This is a genomic window from Pseudomonas sp. MCal1 (assembly GCF_026341415.1).
Classification (GTDB): Bacteria; Pseudomonadota; Gammaproteobacteria; order Pseudomonadales; family Pseudomonadaceae; genus Aquipseudomonas.
The window spans coordinates 130049-146475 of sequence record NZ_JAKUMP010000008.1 but is presented as its reverse complement, the minus strand read 5'-3'; the positions used below and the strand labels follow the sequence as shown (position 1 = coordinate 146475).

Genomic DNA, 16427 nt, shown 5'->3' with positions numbered 1-16427 from the left:
AGAAGGAGGCGCATGCAAACCTACCAAGTGCTGATCATCGGCAGCGGTTTTGGCGGCCAGTGCGCGGCGGTCAATCTGCTCAAGGCCGGTATCGACGACTTTCGCTTGCTGGAACGCCGGGACTTCTTCGGCGGCACCTGGTGCCAGAACACTTACCCCGGTGCAGCGGTGGATGTGCCGTCGCCGCTGTATTCCTTGTCATTTGCGCCTTATCGCTGGACGCAGATGTTCGCCGAACAGGCCGAACTGCACCGCTACACCGACCATGTAATCGAACGCTTCGGCCTGCGCGACCGGGTGGAGTTGCAGGCCAACGTCGAGCGCGTCGAATGGGATGACGCCGAAAAACGCTGGGCCGTCCATACCGGCACGAAAGGCACTTTTTATGCGCAGTTCCTGATCAATGCCACCGGGCCGTTGAGCCAACCGGTCATCCCACACTTCCCCGGTCAGGATCGCTTTCAGGGTAGGACCTTTCATACAAACAATTGGGATCACAGCTACGACTATCACGGTAAACGGGTAGCGATTGTCGGCAGCGGTGCCAGTGCGGCCCAAGTGATTCCGGCAATTGCACCGAAGGTCGCCCGGATGCACGTGTTTCAGCGTACAGCGCACTGGGTGCTGCCCCGCGCCGACCGCACGTTCGGGCGATTCCAGCGTTGGCTGCTGGGTCTGAAACCCGCCTACAAACTGCTGCGCTGGATGATTTACTGGCAATTCGAAACCCGGGTCATCGCCTTCAAGTATTCGAAACCGGCGATTCACATGGTGCAACGCCAGGCCCTGAAGTTTCTCGAACGCCAGGTGACTGACCCCCAGTTGCGGAAAAAACTGACACCGGACTTCACCATCGGCTGCAAACGGGTGTTGCTCTCCAGCACCTACTACCCGGCGCTGACCCGACCCAACGTCACGTTACACAGCCGCGAACAGGGTATCGCCAGCCTCGACGAAACCGGCATCGTCACCACGGACGGCCAGCACATCGACGTCGATCTGATTGTCTGGTCGACCGGTTACGACGCCACCGATGGCGTGATTTCCTATCCGGTCAGGGGAAAAAACGCCGTGCAACTGCGCGATGTCTGGGCGCAATACCCACGCGCCTACCTCGGCACCAGCCTGCCGGACTTTCCCAACCTGTTTATCGTCACCGGGCCGAACACCGGCATCGGGCATACGTCGGCGCTGTTCATCATCGAATCGCAGATGAACTACATCCTCGACTGCATCCGCACCTTGCAGGCCAAAGGTCTGCGCAGCATCGAAGTTCGCCCCGAAGCGGAACGTACCTACACTCAGATGATTCACCGGGAAATGGAGCGCACGGTCTGGAAAACCGGCGGCTGCCACAGTTGGTATCAAAGCAGGAGCGGTCATGTGATCGCGATGTTCCCCGGCTTCAGTTTCAGCTACCACCGATTGACCCGGGCGCTGAAACCGGCCGACCACATTCTGTCTTGAACAAGGAAGATCCACGATGCTTTTGCTGTTTGTCGCCCTCGCGGTTTTCGTGGCCTGGAGCTGGTTGAGTTACCCGGCGGTCGGCCACTGGCTCTACGATCTGAGTGCGGCCCTCGAGGCCAGGCTGTACCGGTTGCACAAGATTGAAGTGCCGATTACCGAAATGACTGTGTCGACCTGGCAAGGCGGGCCTTATGAAGCGTCGAGCAGCATTTTGATGCTGCACGGCTACAGCGCCGAAAAAAACCTGTGGCTGCGCTTCGCCCGGCATTTTGTCGGCCGGTACCGAGTGATCATCCCGGACCTGGCCGGCCACGGCGAAACCGGCTTCAAGGCCGGCGGTGGCTATGACATTCCGGTGCAAGCCAAGCGCATGATCCAGTTGCTCGACGTCTGCGGTGTCGAGAAGGTCCACGTGATCGGCAACTCGATGGGCGGCTACATCGCCGCGTGGCTGGCGGCGACCTACCCTGACCGCATCGCTTCGGTGGCGCTGATCGACCCGGCGGGCGTCACTGCGCCCGAGGCCAGCGACATGGAGCGTCACCTGGCTCGTGGGCACAATCCGTTCCTCATCAACTCCCGGGAAGAATTCCGACGTTTCTATGCCATGACCATGGCCTCGCCACCGTGGGTGCCGGGTCTGGTACTTGACGCCATAGCCCAGCGCTACGAGCAACAACGGGACGAACTGGAAGAGATCTTCCGCGATTTTCGCGCCAGCCCGCCGATGGAGCCGAAGTTGCCGGACATCAAATGCCCGGCGTTGCTGCTCTGGGGCCGCAAGGACCGGTTGATCGATGTCAGCAGTGTGCCGGTATGGAGCAAGGGCATCGCCAATCTGCGGGTAGATGTGTGGGATGGCGTCGGGCATATGCCGATGGTCGAGCAGCCCTCGAACACAGCGCGTCTGTACCAGGAGTTTCTGGGGGAGCATTCGCGTCAGGACAGGTAAACGGTCAGTCGTTGGCAGAATGAAGTCCGTAGGATTCTTCGTTTGCCCGCGTCGGCGAAGGCTGCGATCTTTTCCGACATCCTTTACGTGACCGTGCCAGGAATTTTTTTCATGACCGTGCAGCCTTTCGTCAGCCCCGACCTGATCCGCCAACGCTTCTCCAAAGCGATGTCCGACATGTACCGCGAAGAAGTGCCGCTGTACGGCGCGTTGATGGAATTGGTGGAACAGACCAATCGCGACGTGCTGGCACGCGAGCCGCAAGTCGCCAATCAACTGCAAAGCACGGGCGAAATCGAACGGCTGGACATGGAACGCCACGGTGCGATCCGCGTCGGCACCGCTGCTGAACTGGCCACCCTCGCCCGCCTGTTTGCAGTGATGGGCATGCAGCCGGTGGGTTATTACGACCTGACGCCCGCCGGGGTGCCGGTACATTCCACGGCATTCCGTGCGGTGCATGAAGAGGCGCTGCAGGTCAGCCCGTTCCGGGTGTTCACTTCGTTGCTGCGACTGGAATTGATTGAAGACCCCGAGTTGCGAGCCTTTGCTGCATCGGTGCTGGATAAGCGTTCGATCTTCACCTCGGCGGCGCTAAAGCTGATCGAACAGGCCGAGTCTGCTGGTGGCCTGAATGAAGCCGAGGCCGGGGAATTTGTCCTGCAAGCGCTGGAGACGTTTCGCTGGCACCACAGCGCTACCGTCACCGCCGCGCAGTACCAGACCCTCAGTGCCCAGCATCGTCTGATCGCCGATGTCGTTGCATTCAAGGGCCCGCACATCAACCACTTGACCCCGCGCACGCTGGACATCGACATTGTTCAGGCGCAGATGCCGCTGCAGGGCATTACGCCCAAAGCGGTGATCGAAGGCCCACCGCGCCGGCAACATCCGATTCTGTTGCGTCAGACCAGCTTCAAGGCGCTGGACGAGCCAATCGCCTTCATTGACCAGACGCAAACCCGCGGCAGTCACAGCGCCCGCTTCGGCGAAATCGAGCAACGCGGCGCAGCGCTGACTCCCAAGGGCCGGGCGCTGTACGACCGCCTGCTGAATGCGGCACGCGATGAACTGGGTGATTTCCCCAACGAAGCCAACGCCTCACGCTACAACGCGCTGATGGCGCAGCATTTCAGCGAATTCCCTGACAGCCTCGAGGGCATGCGCGAGCAGGAATTGGCGTACTTCCGTTACTTCCCGACAGACCAAGGGTTGGCGGCGGGTCGTCCCGCTGATGTTTCGCTGCAAGCGTTATTGCGCGACGGCTATGTGAAAGCCGAACCGCTGGTGTACGAAGATTTCCTGCCAGTGAGTGCAGCGGGGATTTTTCAGTCGAACCTGGGGGATGCGGCGCAGACGCACTATGGCGAGCATTCCAACCGACAGGCGTTCGAGCAGGCGCTGGGGCGTTTGACCATTGATGAATTGAGGTTGTATGCCGAGACGCAGCAACGCTCGATTGAGGACTGCCTCGCGGTGTTGACTCGATAACGCGGCGATTAGCCATACTGCGCAAGAAGTTGCGCAGTTCTCCGTATTAAACTTCCTACAAAACCTCTGAAACCCTTGCGCTACGAGGCCTCCAGCCAAGTGCGCAAGAAGTTGCGCAGCACTGCGCAACTTCTTGCGCACTTTTTGCCTTAATCCCCGCCCGCTTTCGTCAAAACCGGCACCAATCAGCTCCAACCCGTTGATTTATAAGGCTTCTAAAAAACTGGCACGCTCCTTGATAACAGTCAGGCACCCACCGGGCGATTTCGCCTCCCGGGCACCCTAACTTTATCCGCAAGGAGCACCTCCCATGGCAACACCAGCGTACATGTCGGTTACCGGCGAAAAACAAGGCCTGATCACTGCCGGCGCTTTCACCGCCGACTCCGTTGGCAACACCTACCAGGAAGGCCACGAAGACCAGGTCATGGTTCAGGCTTTCACCCACGACGTGATCATCCCGCGTGACCCGCAATCCGGTCAGCCAACCGGTCAGCGCGTTCACAAGCCAGTTGTGATCACCAAGGTCTACGACAAGGCTTCGCCTCTGCTGCAAGCCGCTCTGACCTCCGGCGAGCGCATGAGCGAAATCGTTATCCAGTGGTACCGCACTTCGGCTCAAGGTACCCAAGAGCACTACTACACCACCAAACTGGAAGACGCGATCATCGTCGCCATCAACAACAAAATGCACAACTGCCAGGATCCAGGCAACGCGCACTTCACCCACCTGGAAGAAGTGCAGTTCACCTACCGCAAAATCACCTGGACCCACGAAGTATCCGGTACTTCGGGTTCCGATGACTGGCGTGCTCCAGTCGTTTAATTACGGCTGATCGTTTCAAGCATCGGCCAGCTCTGCTGGTCGATGTTGTTTACGCCCCTCCAGAATTTCGCGTGCGTTGACCGGTTTTTCCGGTCGACGGGCGCCGCTGTACAGCACGAGGAACAAGGGATGTTCGCGCCGGCCAATGAAACCCACTTTGCCCTGACCATCGAAGGGCTTTCCGCCGATTTCCAGGTGTTTACCCTCACCGGTCGGGAAGCCATCAGCCAGCCGTTTGCCTTCGAGGTGGAGCTGGTCAGTGAGCAGCCGTCGCTGGACCTCGAAACCCTGCTGCACAAGCCGGCCTTTTTGCAGCTGTCGCCCGACGGCAGCGGCATCCACGGCCTGATCTACCGCGCCGCGCAAGGCGACTCCGGCAAACGCCTGACGCGCTACTCCGTGACCTTGCGCCCGCAACTGGCGTATCTGGCACACCGCATCAACCAGCGGATCTTCCAGAACCTCAGCGTGCCGAAAATCATCGGCAAGGTCCTCGAGGAACATGGCATCCAGAGCAATGCCTATGAATTCCAGACCGGTTCGATCTACCCCGAGCGTATCTACTGCGTGCAGTACGACGAATCGGACCTGCATTTCATCCAGCGCCTGTGCGAAGAAGAAGGCATTCACTACCACTTCCAGCACAGCGCCACGGCGCACAAACTGGTGTTCGGCGATGACCAGACGGTGTTTAAAAAACTGGCGCCGGTGGCCTATCAGCAGGACTCCGGCATGGTCGCCAGCGACCCGGTGATCAAGCGCTTCGACCTGCGCCTGGAAACCCGCACCAGTCGCACCACCCGCCGCGATTACGACTTCGAAAAACCGCGCCTGACGCTGGAAAGCGAAAACCGCGGCGACGCTCTGCCCGACCTCGAGGATTACGACTACCCGGGCCGCTTCATCGACCGCGAGCGCGGCAAGCATTTGGCCAAACGCGCCCTCGAACGTCATCGCAGCGACTTCCAGCTCGCCGAGGGGCGTAGTGATCAGCCGTTGCTGGTCAGCGGCCATTTCCTCGCGCTGAAAGAACACCCGAAAGCCAAGTGGAATGATCTGTGGCTGCTCACCGAAGTCCACCACGAAGGCAAGCAGCCGCAGGTGCTGGAAGAGTCGGTCACCAGCGACACCACGGCGCTTAAAGACGATTTCCATCAGGGCTACCGCAACCGCTTTCAGGCCACCCCGTGGGACGTGCCCAACCGCCCGCCCCTGCGCCACCCGAAACCGCGCATCCTTGGCAGCCAGAGCGCCGTGGTCACCGGCCCGAAAGGTGAAGAGATTCACTGCGACGAATACGGCCGCGTGAAAGTCCAGTTCCACTGGGACCGCGAAGGCCAGGCCGACGACAAGACCAGTTGCTGGCTGCGCGTGTCGTCTGCCTGGGCCGGCGCCCAGTACGGCGGCATCGCCATCCCGCGCATCGGCATGGAAGTGCTGGTCACCTTCCTCGAAGGCGACCCCGACCAGCCTCTGATCAGCGGCTGCCTGTACCACAAGGAAAACACCGTCCCCTATGCCCTGCCGGCGAACAAGACGCGCACCACCTTCAAGACCCTGAGCTCCATGGGTGGCGGCGGCTTCAACGAACTGCGCATCGAAGACAAGAAAGGCCAGGAACAGATCTTCCTGCACGCCCAGCGCGACTGGGACGAGAACATCGAACACGACCAGAAAATCCGCGTCGGCAACGAACGCCACGACGTCGTGGAAAAGAACAGCTACACGGAATTCAAGGCCGAGGAACACCACACCGTCTACGAAGACCGCAAAGTCGAAGCCCGCGCCAACGACCATCTGACCGTGGGCGTGAACCAGCACATCAAGATCGGCACCGGGCAATTCATCGACGCCGGCCAGGAAATTCACCTGAGCAGCGGTATGAAGGTCGTGCTGGAAGCTGGCGCTGAACTGACGCTGGTCGGTGGCGGCAGCTTCATCAAGATCGATGGCGGCGGCGTGACCATGAGCGGGCCGGCGATCAACATCAACTCCGGCGGTGGCCCGGGCAGCGGCTCCGGCGCTGCCCCGCTACTGCCCGGCGTGCTGAAACAGGCCGACGCCGACAAGGCAGGTGCCGTACTGACCCCGGCGCAAATCAATACGCTCAAACGCAACGCGCCGTTCTGTGAAGAATGCGAAAAATGCAAGGCAGGTGCCTGTGCCATCTAATCGACTGACACCCAAGGACTGGCTGGCACAACAGCCGCTGAAAAAAGACGAACGCCTGTACCTGATCATCAGCGCCGCCAGCGATGCCGACGCACTGAAAAACCTCTACCAAAGCGAGCCCACCGTCCAGGCCATTCCCATCTGGGGCGGCACGCCCTACGCCACCTGGCAACCGGTGATGCCCTACGTCGCCGAACTCAAGGCCAACTCAGCGTTCCTGCCCTGGATCACCGAAACCGACGCCCTCGACTGGGGCTGGCTGGCCGTCTCCCGCTCCGAACCCAACGAAGTTTTCGAACATCTGCGCAGTTTGACCCAGGTGAAGATGCCAGACGGGACCGAAGTGTTTTTCCGGTTCTGGGATGGACGGCATATCTATCCGATTCTTGAAGGGCTGGGGGAGACGGCCGGGGAAGTGCTGCCGGTGTTTGAGCGGTATCTGATCAATGGCAGAACGCTGGAAGTCGGACCGAGGGTGGTGCCGAAGGTGAGGGATTGGCCGTGGTGGGAGGTGCCGAAAGATCTACTGGACAGCCTGATGGCCGAAAACCCGTCGACCATCATCGGCAACATGATGCAGTGGTTGCAGGAGGAGCATGCAGACCTGTACTTCTCGTTCCCGGAATCAAACCTGCAAAAGAAAGTGGCGCGCTTCGTAAAACGCACGCTACTCACGGAAGAAAATTTTACCGGCCTGCTGAAGGCCCATCTGGAAAGTGAGGTGGCTGTATGAGCATTTTGATGGGTGAGATTGTTGCCAATCTCAATGCAAAACAGCCTGATGCTCAGGCCATCATCAGCGATTTCAAAAAGTGCCTGAAGGATTATCGCGAGCATGCCGAAGCTTGGTACGGCGGCATTCTGGATGCAGAGCAGCAATTCAAGGTCGGTGACGAAGTCGGCACCGCAGACAAGGACAGTAAAAAGGCCAATACCCTTTATGCCAACTGCCCTGCCAACGGCAAACTGAAGCTGGTCCACAGTTTCGAATCTGCGCGTTTTGTCCCTATCGGCAATACGCCTGTGCGGCTGGTGCCGGTGGAGGATGGCAAGCTCTACGGCAAGAACGAAGTCGGTCAAGCCATCAACGTCAAGATCGGCCCAAGCGGAATTCTGGAGGTCACAGGCCTCAAACCGCATCAACAATACGAAATCACTTTCTTCCCCAATCCTACCAAAGCTCAGATCGACAGCCTTTTCAACTCCTATCAAGGCGTCATAGGAGATCTGAGCGCCTGGCTGCAAACCGAGTGGACCACCGATTTTCTGCCGCTCTGGCAAGCGCACACCAATGCATCCATGGGTGGACGGGCATTGCAACAGCTGGAGTCGGCCTGGAAAGGATTCCTCAAGGCAATCATGGGGCTGTGGGGGGACATCAAGAGCCTCTACGACTTGGTTGCGCATCCTCGGGAAAACTACGAGAAACTCAAAAAATTCTTCACCGAAGAACAGATAAAGAAGATCTATAACGCTTCGAAAGAAGCCATCCAAACAGCACTGCTAATTGCCAGTGACGAACCACTCATGTGGATCTACGTCGCGGCGATCGTCGCGTGGGTCAAGATGCTGCCTCCGCAGACCTGCACTGAGGTCTTGTCGGAACTGACCACGGAAGTGCTGCTGAACATCCTGATCGGTATCGTCTTGACGGGCGGGATCGGTCTGGCCGTCCGTATCGGCACCAAAGGCCTGAATGCCGCAAGAAACAGCGGCAAGGTCATGAAGCTGATCGAAGACTTCACCTCGATGCTGATGAAAATCAGCAAAAAGAATGCGACAGGCCACGCCGATACCGCAAAGCCCTTGATGCTCAACGGCAACTCGCCACTCAATCAGGCGCGGAAGGCAAGTATCGAAATCGCGCCTCCAAAACCCGCAGAAACAGCCACACCACCGAAGAAAAAGCCGCCCGTCTCGGGTGGGGCCGTGGAGACGGATGCACAGATCCATGCTCGCGGCAAAAAAGAAAACAACACTCGAGTCCAACAGCAGGAAAAAGTAGACAACGCACCTGATCAGTCGAAAAACCCCGCCGACAAACCCGCTCAGTGCGCCGATAAAACCTGCACCAACGGTGAACCGGTATCGATGGTTACCGGCGAGGAATTGCTGACACTCACTGACGGTGTATTGGGTGGTCTGCTGCCGATTGAATGGACGCGCCTCTACCGCAGCAGCGCGGTTGAAATCGATGGGCGTCTGGGCCATGGCTGGAGTCACTCTCTGTCCCATCGCCTGCAAATCAACGATGAGGGCGTGCTGTGGACTGATAACGAAAACCGTCAGACCCGCTTCCCGATGCCGACGGAACAACGGCCTGCCATCACCAACAGTCTGGCTCAAGCAGCCATTTTTCTGGGCGAGGCACCGGGTGAACTGATCCTCACCCAGGCAGGGGCAAAACCACGCTTTTATCATTTCCGCGCAGACCGCCTGACGACGGTCAGTGACTCATACGGAAATCAGGTGCATATCAGCTATGACCTGGTGGGGCGGATCCAGCGCATCGATAACGGTGCTGGCCGCGCGTTGCTGTTGCGTTACGATGACCGCCATATCATGGCCGTGGATCAGCAACAACAGCGTTCCGAGTATGACGAACGTGGTGAACGCCAGGATCCGTGGCTGACCATTCAGACCCTAGTCACCTACCGCTACAACGCTCGCAATCAATTGATCTCGGCATCCAATGCCGCAGGTGAAACCGAGCATTACCGCTACAACGATCAGCACGTCATCCTTGAGCGGCAACTGGCCGGTGGCGCCAGTTTCTTCTGGGAATGGGAACGTGAAGGCAAACTCTCCCGTTGCGTACGTCATTGGGCCAACTATTCGCAACTGGAAGCTCGCTACGAGTGGGATGACAAAGGCACGGTTACGGTTCACAACGCCGATGGCAGTGAACAGGTTTACGTGCATGACGAAAATGCACGCCTGATCAGTGAAACCGCTGCCGATGGTGCGGAAACGCAAAACGCCTATGACGATGAAGGGCGTCTGGTTGCTGTAAAAGATCCAATGGGGGCCATTACCGAGTATCAATACAGCGATGCCGGACGATTGATGGCTGTCATCCCGCCGGAAGAAGAACCTACCCACTACAACTATTTCGATGGCCAACTGATTGAAGTCAAACGTGGCAAGGCCCGTTGGCAATACGACCGCAATCAACAAGGCGACATTACCCGGCAAATCGACCCTCAGGGCAACGAAACCCATTACAGCTACGACCGCCAGGGCCGCCTGCTGGAAATTCACCATCCTGATGGCAGCCGCCATCAACTGGGCTGGAACAATCTCGGTCAGTTGCTGGAGGAGCGTCTTCCGGACGGTGGTCAACGCAAGTACCGCTACGACGCACTTGGACGCCAGATCACGCGTCAGGACGAATTCGGCGCCATCACCCATTATCAATGGGACGCCGTCGATCGCCTTACCCAGATCACCCTCCCCGGCGGCGCCACCCGTGCTTTCACCTACAACCCGTACGGACGCGTCACCGCCGAACGCGATGAGCTCGGCCGCATCACCCGCTACGAATACGCCGACAACCTGCATCTGGTCAGCCGCCGCATCAATCCCGACGGCAGCCAGTTGCGCTATCGCTACGACAACGCCGGCCTGCTACTCACTGAAATCGAAAACGAGCGCGGCGAGCACTACAAACTCGACTACTACGCCAACGGTCTGATCCAGCAGGAAACCGGTTTCGACGGCCGCCGCACCGCGTACGAATACGACCTCAACGGCCAGTTGCTGAAGAAAACCGAATTCGGCGATGACGGCAGCGAACTGGTTACCGAGTATCAGCGCGATGCTGCCGGTCGACTGCTGGTGAAAACCCTCGCCGATGGCGAAGAAATACACTACAGCTACGATGCCCTGGGCCGTTTGGTGAATGTCGACGACGGACACTGGCCGCTTGCCTACGAATACGACGTGCAGGATCGCCTGATCACCGAGCATCAGGGATGGGGCACCACGCGCTACGAATATGACAGCGTCGGACAACTGAGTCACTGCCGGCTCCCCGACGGCAGCACACTCGACTACCGCCACTTGTACGGCGGACGTCTGAGCAGCATCGACCTCAACGGCTCACGCTTGACCAGCCACCAATTCAGCGCCGGTCGTGAACAGCAGCGCCAACAAGGCCTGCTGCTCAGCCAATACCAGTACGATGAACAAGGCCGCCTGCAAGCGCACAGTGTCAGCCAGCGTGAAAAAAACCTGTTCCAGCGCCGCTATAACTACGACGCCAACGGCAACCTCGCCGGCATCGACGACAGCCGCAAAGGCAGCCGCAGCTACCACTACGACCCGCTCGATCGATTGATCAGCGTTCGTGGCGCTACGCCGGAAACCTTCGCCCACGATCCAGCGGGTAACCTGCTCGGCCAGAACAACGAAGGCACCGCCAACCTCGCCAACGTCAAAGGCAACCGTCTGCTGATGCAGGGCGACCGCCACTACGACTACGACGCCTATGGCAACCTGATCCGCGAACGCCGTGGCACCGGACAGAAACTTGTCACCGAATACCGCTACGACTGCCAGCATCGACTGATCGGTGTCAGCCTGCCGGGCGGCAGCACTCCATCCTATAAGTACGACGCCTTCGGCCGCCGCATCGAGAAAACCGTCGATGGCCATACCACCGAATTCTTGTGGCAAGGCGAACGCCTGATCGCCGAAAGCGGTGACAACCGCTATCGCACCTACATCTACGAACCCGGCAGCTTCCGCCCACTGGCGATGCTCTACGGCGAAGGCCCGCGCAAGGCAACGCCGTTCTACTACCAACTCGATCACCTGGGAACACCGCAGGAACTCACTGACTACAGTGGCGAGATCATGTGGTCCGCGAAGTACCGCGCCTACGGCAACCTCGCGGCGCTGGACGTCAGTGAAATCGATAACCCGTTGCGCTTCCAGGGTCAGTATTTCGACGCAGAGACGGGCCTACACTACAACCGTCATCGCTACTACAATCCGGGGACTGGGCGGTTTCTGACACCGGATCCGATCAAGCTTGCGGGTGGGTTGAATAACTACCAGTACGTGCCTAACCCTACGGGGTGGGTGGATCCGTTGGGGTTGAACTCCGAGTGTCCTGGAAAATTAAATCGCCAGACCGGAACAGTAGAAACCTCACGCAAAGCAAGCGTTAATGACGGAGCGCCGAAACCTCCAGATGTTCAATGGACCAACCATGGAAATAAACACGTAGCTCCCAAAGCTCCGTGGCCATCGATTGTTAAATCAACTGCAAATGGCGGAGCAGCAAAATATCTACCGGGCACTGACATCGAAGCATTAGAACGACACGCTTTTGAACACGGACAAGAAGTAAACAACGGAAAACCTTGGAAAGTAATTGATATGGGGCGAACCATCGGCGCAAACGATGGTAAAGAAACTAGATTCATGAGGATTGAGCTCAGTGCAAATACAATTCATGGACACCCAATCTCCGAAGATGCATTTAAAAAACTTACGAAAAAGAAGAAATAAAAATGTTTAAAGAAATAGAAAATCTAGGCGGAACCATAACTTTCGATGATCTTTCCCACCTAGACCAGTCTACTGAGATCTCATCCATAGTTAACGAACTAAAAGAGGACCTATTTCAAGCAACTTTTCCATTCCAACAAATAATTGATATCGGCTGGTATCCAGAATTCAGTGAGAGTGGCGAATTCAAAGTATCACTAGTCTCAAACTTCAATTGGGAAAAACCAATCCACAGCGAAAAAGCAAAAAATTGGACAGAGCTAAAAACCGCCATTGAGAACACTCTGAAGAAAGTGCAAACCCAACAGCCAATCAGATGAGTAAAAAGGGACCAAAAGGGGACAGATTTGAATGGCACTTACTTAACATGTTTAGCATGCCCGTTCTTCCTGACCTCAGCCCTTGCTGACCGACGTGACTGGGTCAGCAAGGGGTAGGCCTGAGGTCTTCGTTTTATGGCTCGCGGTTCGATGCGACCAGGTCGATTTCCAACGCGTCTTTGAATCAAAGGGGACGGATTTATTTTTCGTTTTCAGCCACATCCAAAAGATGGAAAAGTCATCCGAATTTATTGGCCGAACCCGTTCGAGGGGCAAAAATTACAGCACAGAAATGTATCCCAAGAAGCGTATGGTACGGGCTCGACGGAACAGGCTACAACAATATTGCACAAGAGCTAAAATCCGAAAACCATTTGCTAAGAAAATGGATTTCCTTATATGCCATTTATAAATACCAATTCACCAATGACCCACATCAATATTACGATTTTATCCATCAATCAAAAAATTCCCGATATGCGTTAGTAATATTCACAATTCCCACCGAAACACTTGAAACAAGTGATGGCGTGGACGACCGAGACATTACTATCGTGAAAATAGAAACCATGGACTCCGAAGCGGAAATCAACACTATTCTTGCAAACCTCGACATTGACCCAGAACTGTTCACCACGCCATGGCGCTGTGAATACCCGCTCTAGGCGCCATTCTGTAATCAGAGGGGTTCGGATTTGCTTTCGTTGAAAAAAATAAATCCGTCCCTGCAAATCATAGACATGTTAAGAACATCAATTGGATATCCAGAGACTCGGCTGAAACGGAAGTCACTACGACCCGCTTGATCGATTGACCAGCGTGCGTGGCGCGACACCGGAAACCTTCGCCCACGACCCGGCCGGCAACCTGCTCGGCCAGAACAACGAAGGCACAGCCAACCTCGCCAACGTCAAAGGCAACCGCCTGCTGATGCAGGGCGACCGCCACTACGACTACGACGCCTATGGCAACCTGATCCGCGAACGCCGTGGCACCGGACAGAAACTCGTCACCGAATATCGCTACGACTGCCAGCATCGACTGATCGGCGTCAGCCTGCCGGGTTGCAGCACCGCGTCTTACAAATACGACGCCTTCGGTCGCCGAATCGAAAAAAATGTCGACGGTCACACCACTGAGTTCCTGTGGCAAGGCGAACGCCTGATCGCCGAAAGCGGCGATAACCGCTATCGCACCTACATCTACGAACCCGGCAGCTTCCGCCCACTGGCGATGCTCGACGGCGAAGGCCCGCGCAAGGCAACGCCGTTCTACTATCAGCTCGATCATCTGGGCACACCGCAGGAACTCACCGACTACAGCGGTGAAATCATGTGGTCCGCGAAGTACCGTGCGTACGGCAACCTCGCGGCACTGGATGTCAGTGAAATCGACAACCCGTTGCGATTCCAGGGTCAGTATTTCGATGCAGAGACGGGCCTACACTACAACCGGCATCGCTACTACAATCCGGGGACTGGACGGTTTCTGACGCCGGATCCGATCAAGCTTGCGGGTGGGTTGAATAGCTACCAGTACGTGCCTAATCCTACGGGGTGGGTTGATCCGTTGGGATTGAATAGCTGTCCTGGTAATAAGGATTCGCAATCAGGGGATGTTAGCGATCCGACAAAAAAAGCTGTTGTTAATGACGGAGAACCTAATCCACCAACGATGACGCGGGCTGAGCGCCAAGCTAGGATTCATGAGCTCACAGAAGCAATGGCATACAAGGAGCTAAAGGCGATGGAGGATCTTTCGCCTAGGTATCATTTCCTTGAAAAACATGGCGCACAGACTACCACTCAGTCACAGATGGATAGAGCAGCGACTGGCAAAAACCCAACCACCGGCGTAATTGAAACCTACGGAAATGGAAAGCCGATAACACCGAACTCAACACGATACACCAGCCACAAAGCACAACTTACAGCTATCAAACGCGCGATGCGCATATACAAAAATACCGGCAATAAAGCGTTAGCTGAGCGTCCTATGAGCATGGGCGGAACGATCGGAGAAGGCTTCAAAAAGGGCGGAACAAAATACAAGCAACAAACAAAAGCCGTGACAATTCTCGACGATAACGGCCTACCTAAAACATCATTCCCGAAATATGAAAAATGAAACTAGAGCCGACACTTGACATAATCCCATCGCTACTATTCCCTTTCGACATAAATAGCGATCAAGATGAAACCGTAGAAGACCTAATTGCAAAAACCGACATAAATAATGATGATGAATTAACACACCTATTTAACACCCTGATCAAGCCTGATTTTACAAAACGCATCGTAAGCGAGCAGCAATGGTACATTGACACATTGACATTTTTTTTAAACAAAAATGAGAAATTCAATCGCGTTTTTTCCGAAATCACTACGTACTTTTCTGATGAGCCCATTGATAAGCGCCACTTCATGTCAGTCCTTCTTGAATGCTTGAAAAAATACAAAACTTCATAACAAACCAGACTAAAGGGGAAAAATTTGTTTTTCGCTGAAGAAAATAAATCCGCCCCCTTTAATCTGGAAGTGAGTTTTAAAAATGATAATTGTACTTGATGGCTTAACCATTTCATCAGAGCAAGAGTTTCATAAAAAAATAGCCATTGCTTTTGCGGTGACAGATTTTTATGGAAACAATCTCAATGCCTTATGGGACCTACTCAGCACCAACGTGGAACGCCCCGTAGATTTAATATGGAAAAATTCTGAATACTCTCAAAAAAGCATGGGAGATTCGTACAATAAAATAATAAATATTTTTGAACGCACAAAGCAACAGGATGTGAATTTCGGATGGGAGGAAAAATTTAACTATTATCTCGAGTAACCACTAGAAAGCTAAAATGGGCTATCAAAACTACAAAACAAAGGGGAGTAGATTTATTTTTTACTGAAGAGAATAAATCTATCCCCTTTCAGCTAACAGGCTTGAAAGACCAACCAACGATAAACGAATCTGCAAGCAAAAATGTTTACCACCGACAAAAATAAAATTCAAGAACATTGGCTTGAAGAAATATACCCTCGACAAAACTCAATTACGCTCAATAATGGATTCTATTACCTCTTCGAGCACTCAGCAAAAGAAGAAAAATTAACAAAAAAAATATGGATTCCGGCAAATGATTTCTTGCTAAACCACACTGACATATGCCAAAGCCTCTCGACCATTTATACAGCAGAAGTGGTGATCATCCACATTTGCAGCTTCACCCTGTGAAAGGGGAAGTTATAAGAATCTATTGGCCAAACCAATTTGAAGGACAAAAATGAGCAACCAGAAGACTATCCCTAGAAAAGTTTGGTGGGGTTTGGAGGCAAAATCATATACAGAGATTGCGCAGGAACTACCTTCGCAGGATGAGTCACTTAGAAAGTGGATCGCAATCTATGCTGTTTATCATTTAAACTTTGAAAATAGATACCCTGGAGAGAGTTACTACAAATTTCTAGAGGATGCAAAAAATTCTAAATACGTCATTATAGAATTCACTCTCCCAATCCACTTTCTCGAAACAAGAGACAGCATTGGCGCCAACGACACAACAATCACAAAGTGCAAAACCATGGAAACAGAGGAAGAAATAAACTCTTTTCTTTATGAAAATAACATAAACCCCGAGCTATTTACGCCCCCATGGACCTGCGAGTACCCGCTAGACTGAACT

11 protein-coding genes and 2 pseudogenes are annotated in these 16427 nt (G+C 55.1%); 12 read left to right on the top strand and 1 reads right to left on the bottom strand.

The window, feature by feature from the left end:
* The first annotated feature begins 12 nt into the window (after positions 1-12).
* The 8 genes from MKZ87_RS15030 (at position 13) to MKZ87_RS14995 (ending at position 12748) form a co-directional block, all read left to right on the top strand.
* Complete coding sequence (locus MKZ87_RS15030; RefSeq protein ID WP_266201218.1) at positions 13-1467, top strand: flavin-containing monooxygenase; 1455 nt, start codon at positions 13-15, stop codon at positions 1465-1467.
* 16 nt (positions 1468-1483) lie between these two features.
* Positions 1484-2422: an alpha/beta fold hydrolase gene (locus tag MKZ87_RS15025; protein WP_266201216.1), complete on the top strand. Its 939-nt coding sequence runs from the start codon at positions 1484-1486 to the stop codon at positions 2420-2422.
* A gap of 111 nt (positions 2423-2533) precedes the next feature.
* On the top strand, positions 2534-3913 hold the full coding sequence (locus MKZ87_RS15020; RefSeq protein ID WP_266201215.1) for a VOC family protein: 1380 nt from the start codon (positions 2534-2536) through the stop codon (positions 3911-3913).
* 310 nt (positions 3914-4223) lie between these two features.
* Positions 4224-4739: an Hcp family type VI secretion system effector gene (locus MKZ87_RS15015; RefSeq protein WP_007949952.1), complete on the top strand. Its 516-nt coding sequence runs from the start codon at positions 4224-4226 to the stop codon at positions 4737-4739.
* Between the two features lie 129 nt (positions 4740-4868).
* Positions 4869-6911 (top strand): type VI secretion system tip protein TssI/VgrG, encoded by a 2043-nt coding sequence (tssI, locus tag MKZ87_RS15010; RefSeq protein WP_227235165.1) that lies wholly within the window; start codon positions 4869-4871, stop codon positions 6909-6911.
* Positions 6901-7644, top strand: a complete 744-nt coding sequence (locus tag MKZ87_RS15005; protein WP_234204818.1) for a DUF4123 domain-containing protein — start codon at positions 6901-6903, stop codon at positions 7642-7644. Before tssI ends, MKZ87_RS15005 begins: the two co-directional genes overlap by 11 nt.
* Positions 7641-12428 (top strand): RHS repeat-associated core domain-containing protein, encoded by a 4788-nt coding sequence (locus tag MKZ87_RS15000; RefSeq protein WP_266201211.1) that lies wholly within the window; start codon positions 7641-7643, stop codon positions 12426-12428. Before MKZ87_RS15005 ends, MKZ87_RS15000 begins: the two co-directional genes overlap by 4 nt.
* Positions 12429-12430: 2 nt before the next feature.
* Positions 12431-12748: a hypothetical protein gene (locus tag MKZ87_RS14995; protein ID WP_085704918.1), complete on the top strand. Its 318-nt coding sequence runs from the start codon at positions 12431-12433 to the stop codon at positions 12746-12748.
* A 38-nt stretch (positions 12749-12786) separates the two neighbouring features.
* Here the strand turns inward: MKZ87_RS14995 and MKZ87_RS14990 are convergent.
* Positions 12787-12936 (bottom strand): annotated as a pseudogene (locus MKZ87_RS14990) (IS4 family transposase); the annotation flags it as partial.
* 63 nt (positions 12937-12999) lie between these two features.
* On the opposite strand from MKZ87_RS14990, the gene MKZ87_RS14985 reads away from it, so the two are divergent.
* From MKZ87_RS14985 to MKZ87_RS14970, 4 genes and pseudogenes are all read left to right on the top strand, one after another.
* On the top strand, positions 13000-13413 hold the full coding sequence (locus tag MKZ87_RS14985) for a hypothetical protein (RefSeq protein ID WP_234204817.1): 414 nt from the start codon (positions 13000-13002) through the stop codon (positions 13411-13413).
* A gap of 124 nt (positions 13414-13537) precedes the next feature.
* A pseudogene (locus MKZ87_RS14980) lies at positions 13538-14875 on the top strand (RHS repeat domain-containing protein); the annotation flags it as partial.
* 423 nt (positions 14876-15298) lie between these two features.
* Positions 15299-15586 carry a barstar family protein gene (locus MKZ87_RS14975; protein ID WP_085704914.1) on the top strand — a complete coding sequence of 96 codons (288 nt, stop codon included), beginning with the start codon at positions 15299-15301 and terminating at the stop codon, positions 15584-15586.
* A 442-nt stretch (positions 15587-16028) separates the two neighbouring features.
* Positions 16029-16424, top strand: coding sequence for a hypothetical protein (locus tag MKZ87_RS14970; RefSeq protein ID WP_085704910.1), 396 nt, complete (start codon positions 16029-16031; stop codon positions 16422-16424).
* Positions 16425-16427: the final 3 nt, after the last annotated feature.

Bases quoted from the DNA above. Each gene is read 5' to 3' on its own strand.
- MKZ87_RS15030 (WP_266201218.1), top strand. From the start codon at position 13: ATGCAAACCTACCAAGTGCTGATCATCGGCAGCGGTTTTGGCGGCCAG.
- MKZ87_RS15025 (WP_266201216.1), top strand. From the start codon at position 1,484: ATGCTTTTGCTGTTTGTCGCCCTCGCGGTTTTCGTGGCCTGGAGCTGG.
- MKZ87_RS15020 (WP_266201215.1), top strand. From the start codon at position 2,534: ATGACCGTGCAGCCTTTCGTCAGCCCCGACCTGATCCGCCAACGCTTC.
- MKZ87_RS15015 (WP_007949952.1), top strand. From the start codon at position 4,224: ATGGCAACACCAGCGTACATGTCGGTTACCGGCGAAAAACAAGGCCTG.
- tssI (WP_227235165.1), top strand. From the start codon at position 4,869: ATGTTCGCGCCGGCCAATGAAACCCACTTTGCCCTGACCATCGAAGGG.
- MKZ87_RS15000 (WP_266201211.1), top strand. From the start codon at position 7,641: ATGAGCATTTTGATGGGTGAGATTGTTGCCAATCTCAATGCAAAACAG.
- MKZ87_RS14995 (WP_085704918.1), top strand. From the start codon at position 12,431: ATGTTTAAAGAAATAGAAAATCTAGGCGGAACCATAACTTTCGATGAT.
- MKZ87_RS14975 (WP_085704914.1), top strand. From the start codon at position 15,299: ATGATAATTGTACTTGATGGCTTAACCATTTCATCAGAGCAAGAGTTT.
- MKZ87_RS14970 (WP_085704910.1), top strand. From the start codon at position 16,029: ATGAGCAACCAGAAGACTATCCCTAGAAAAGTTTGGTGGGGTTTGGAG.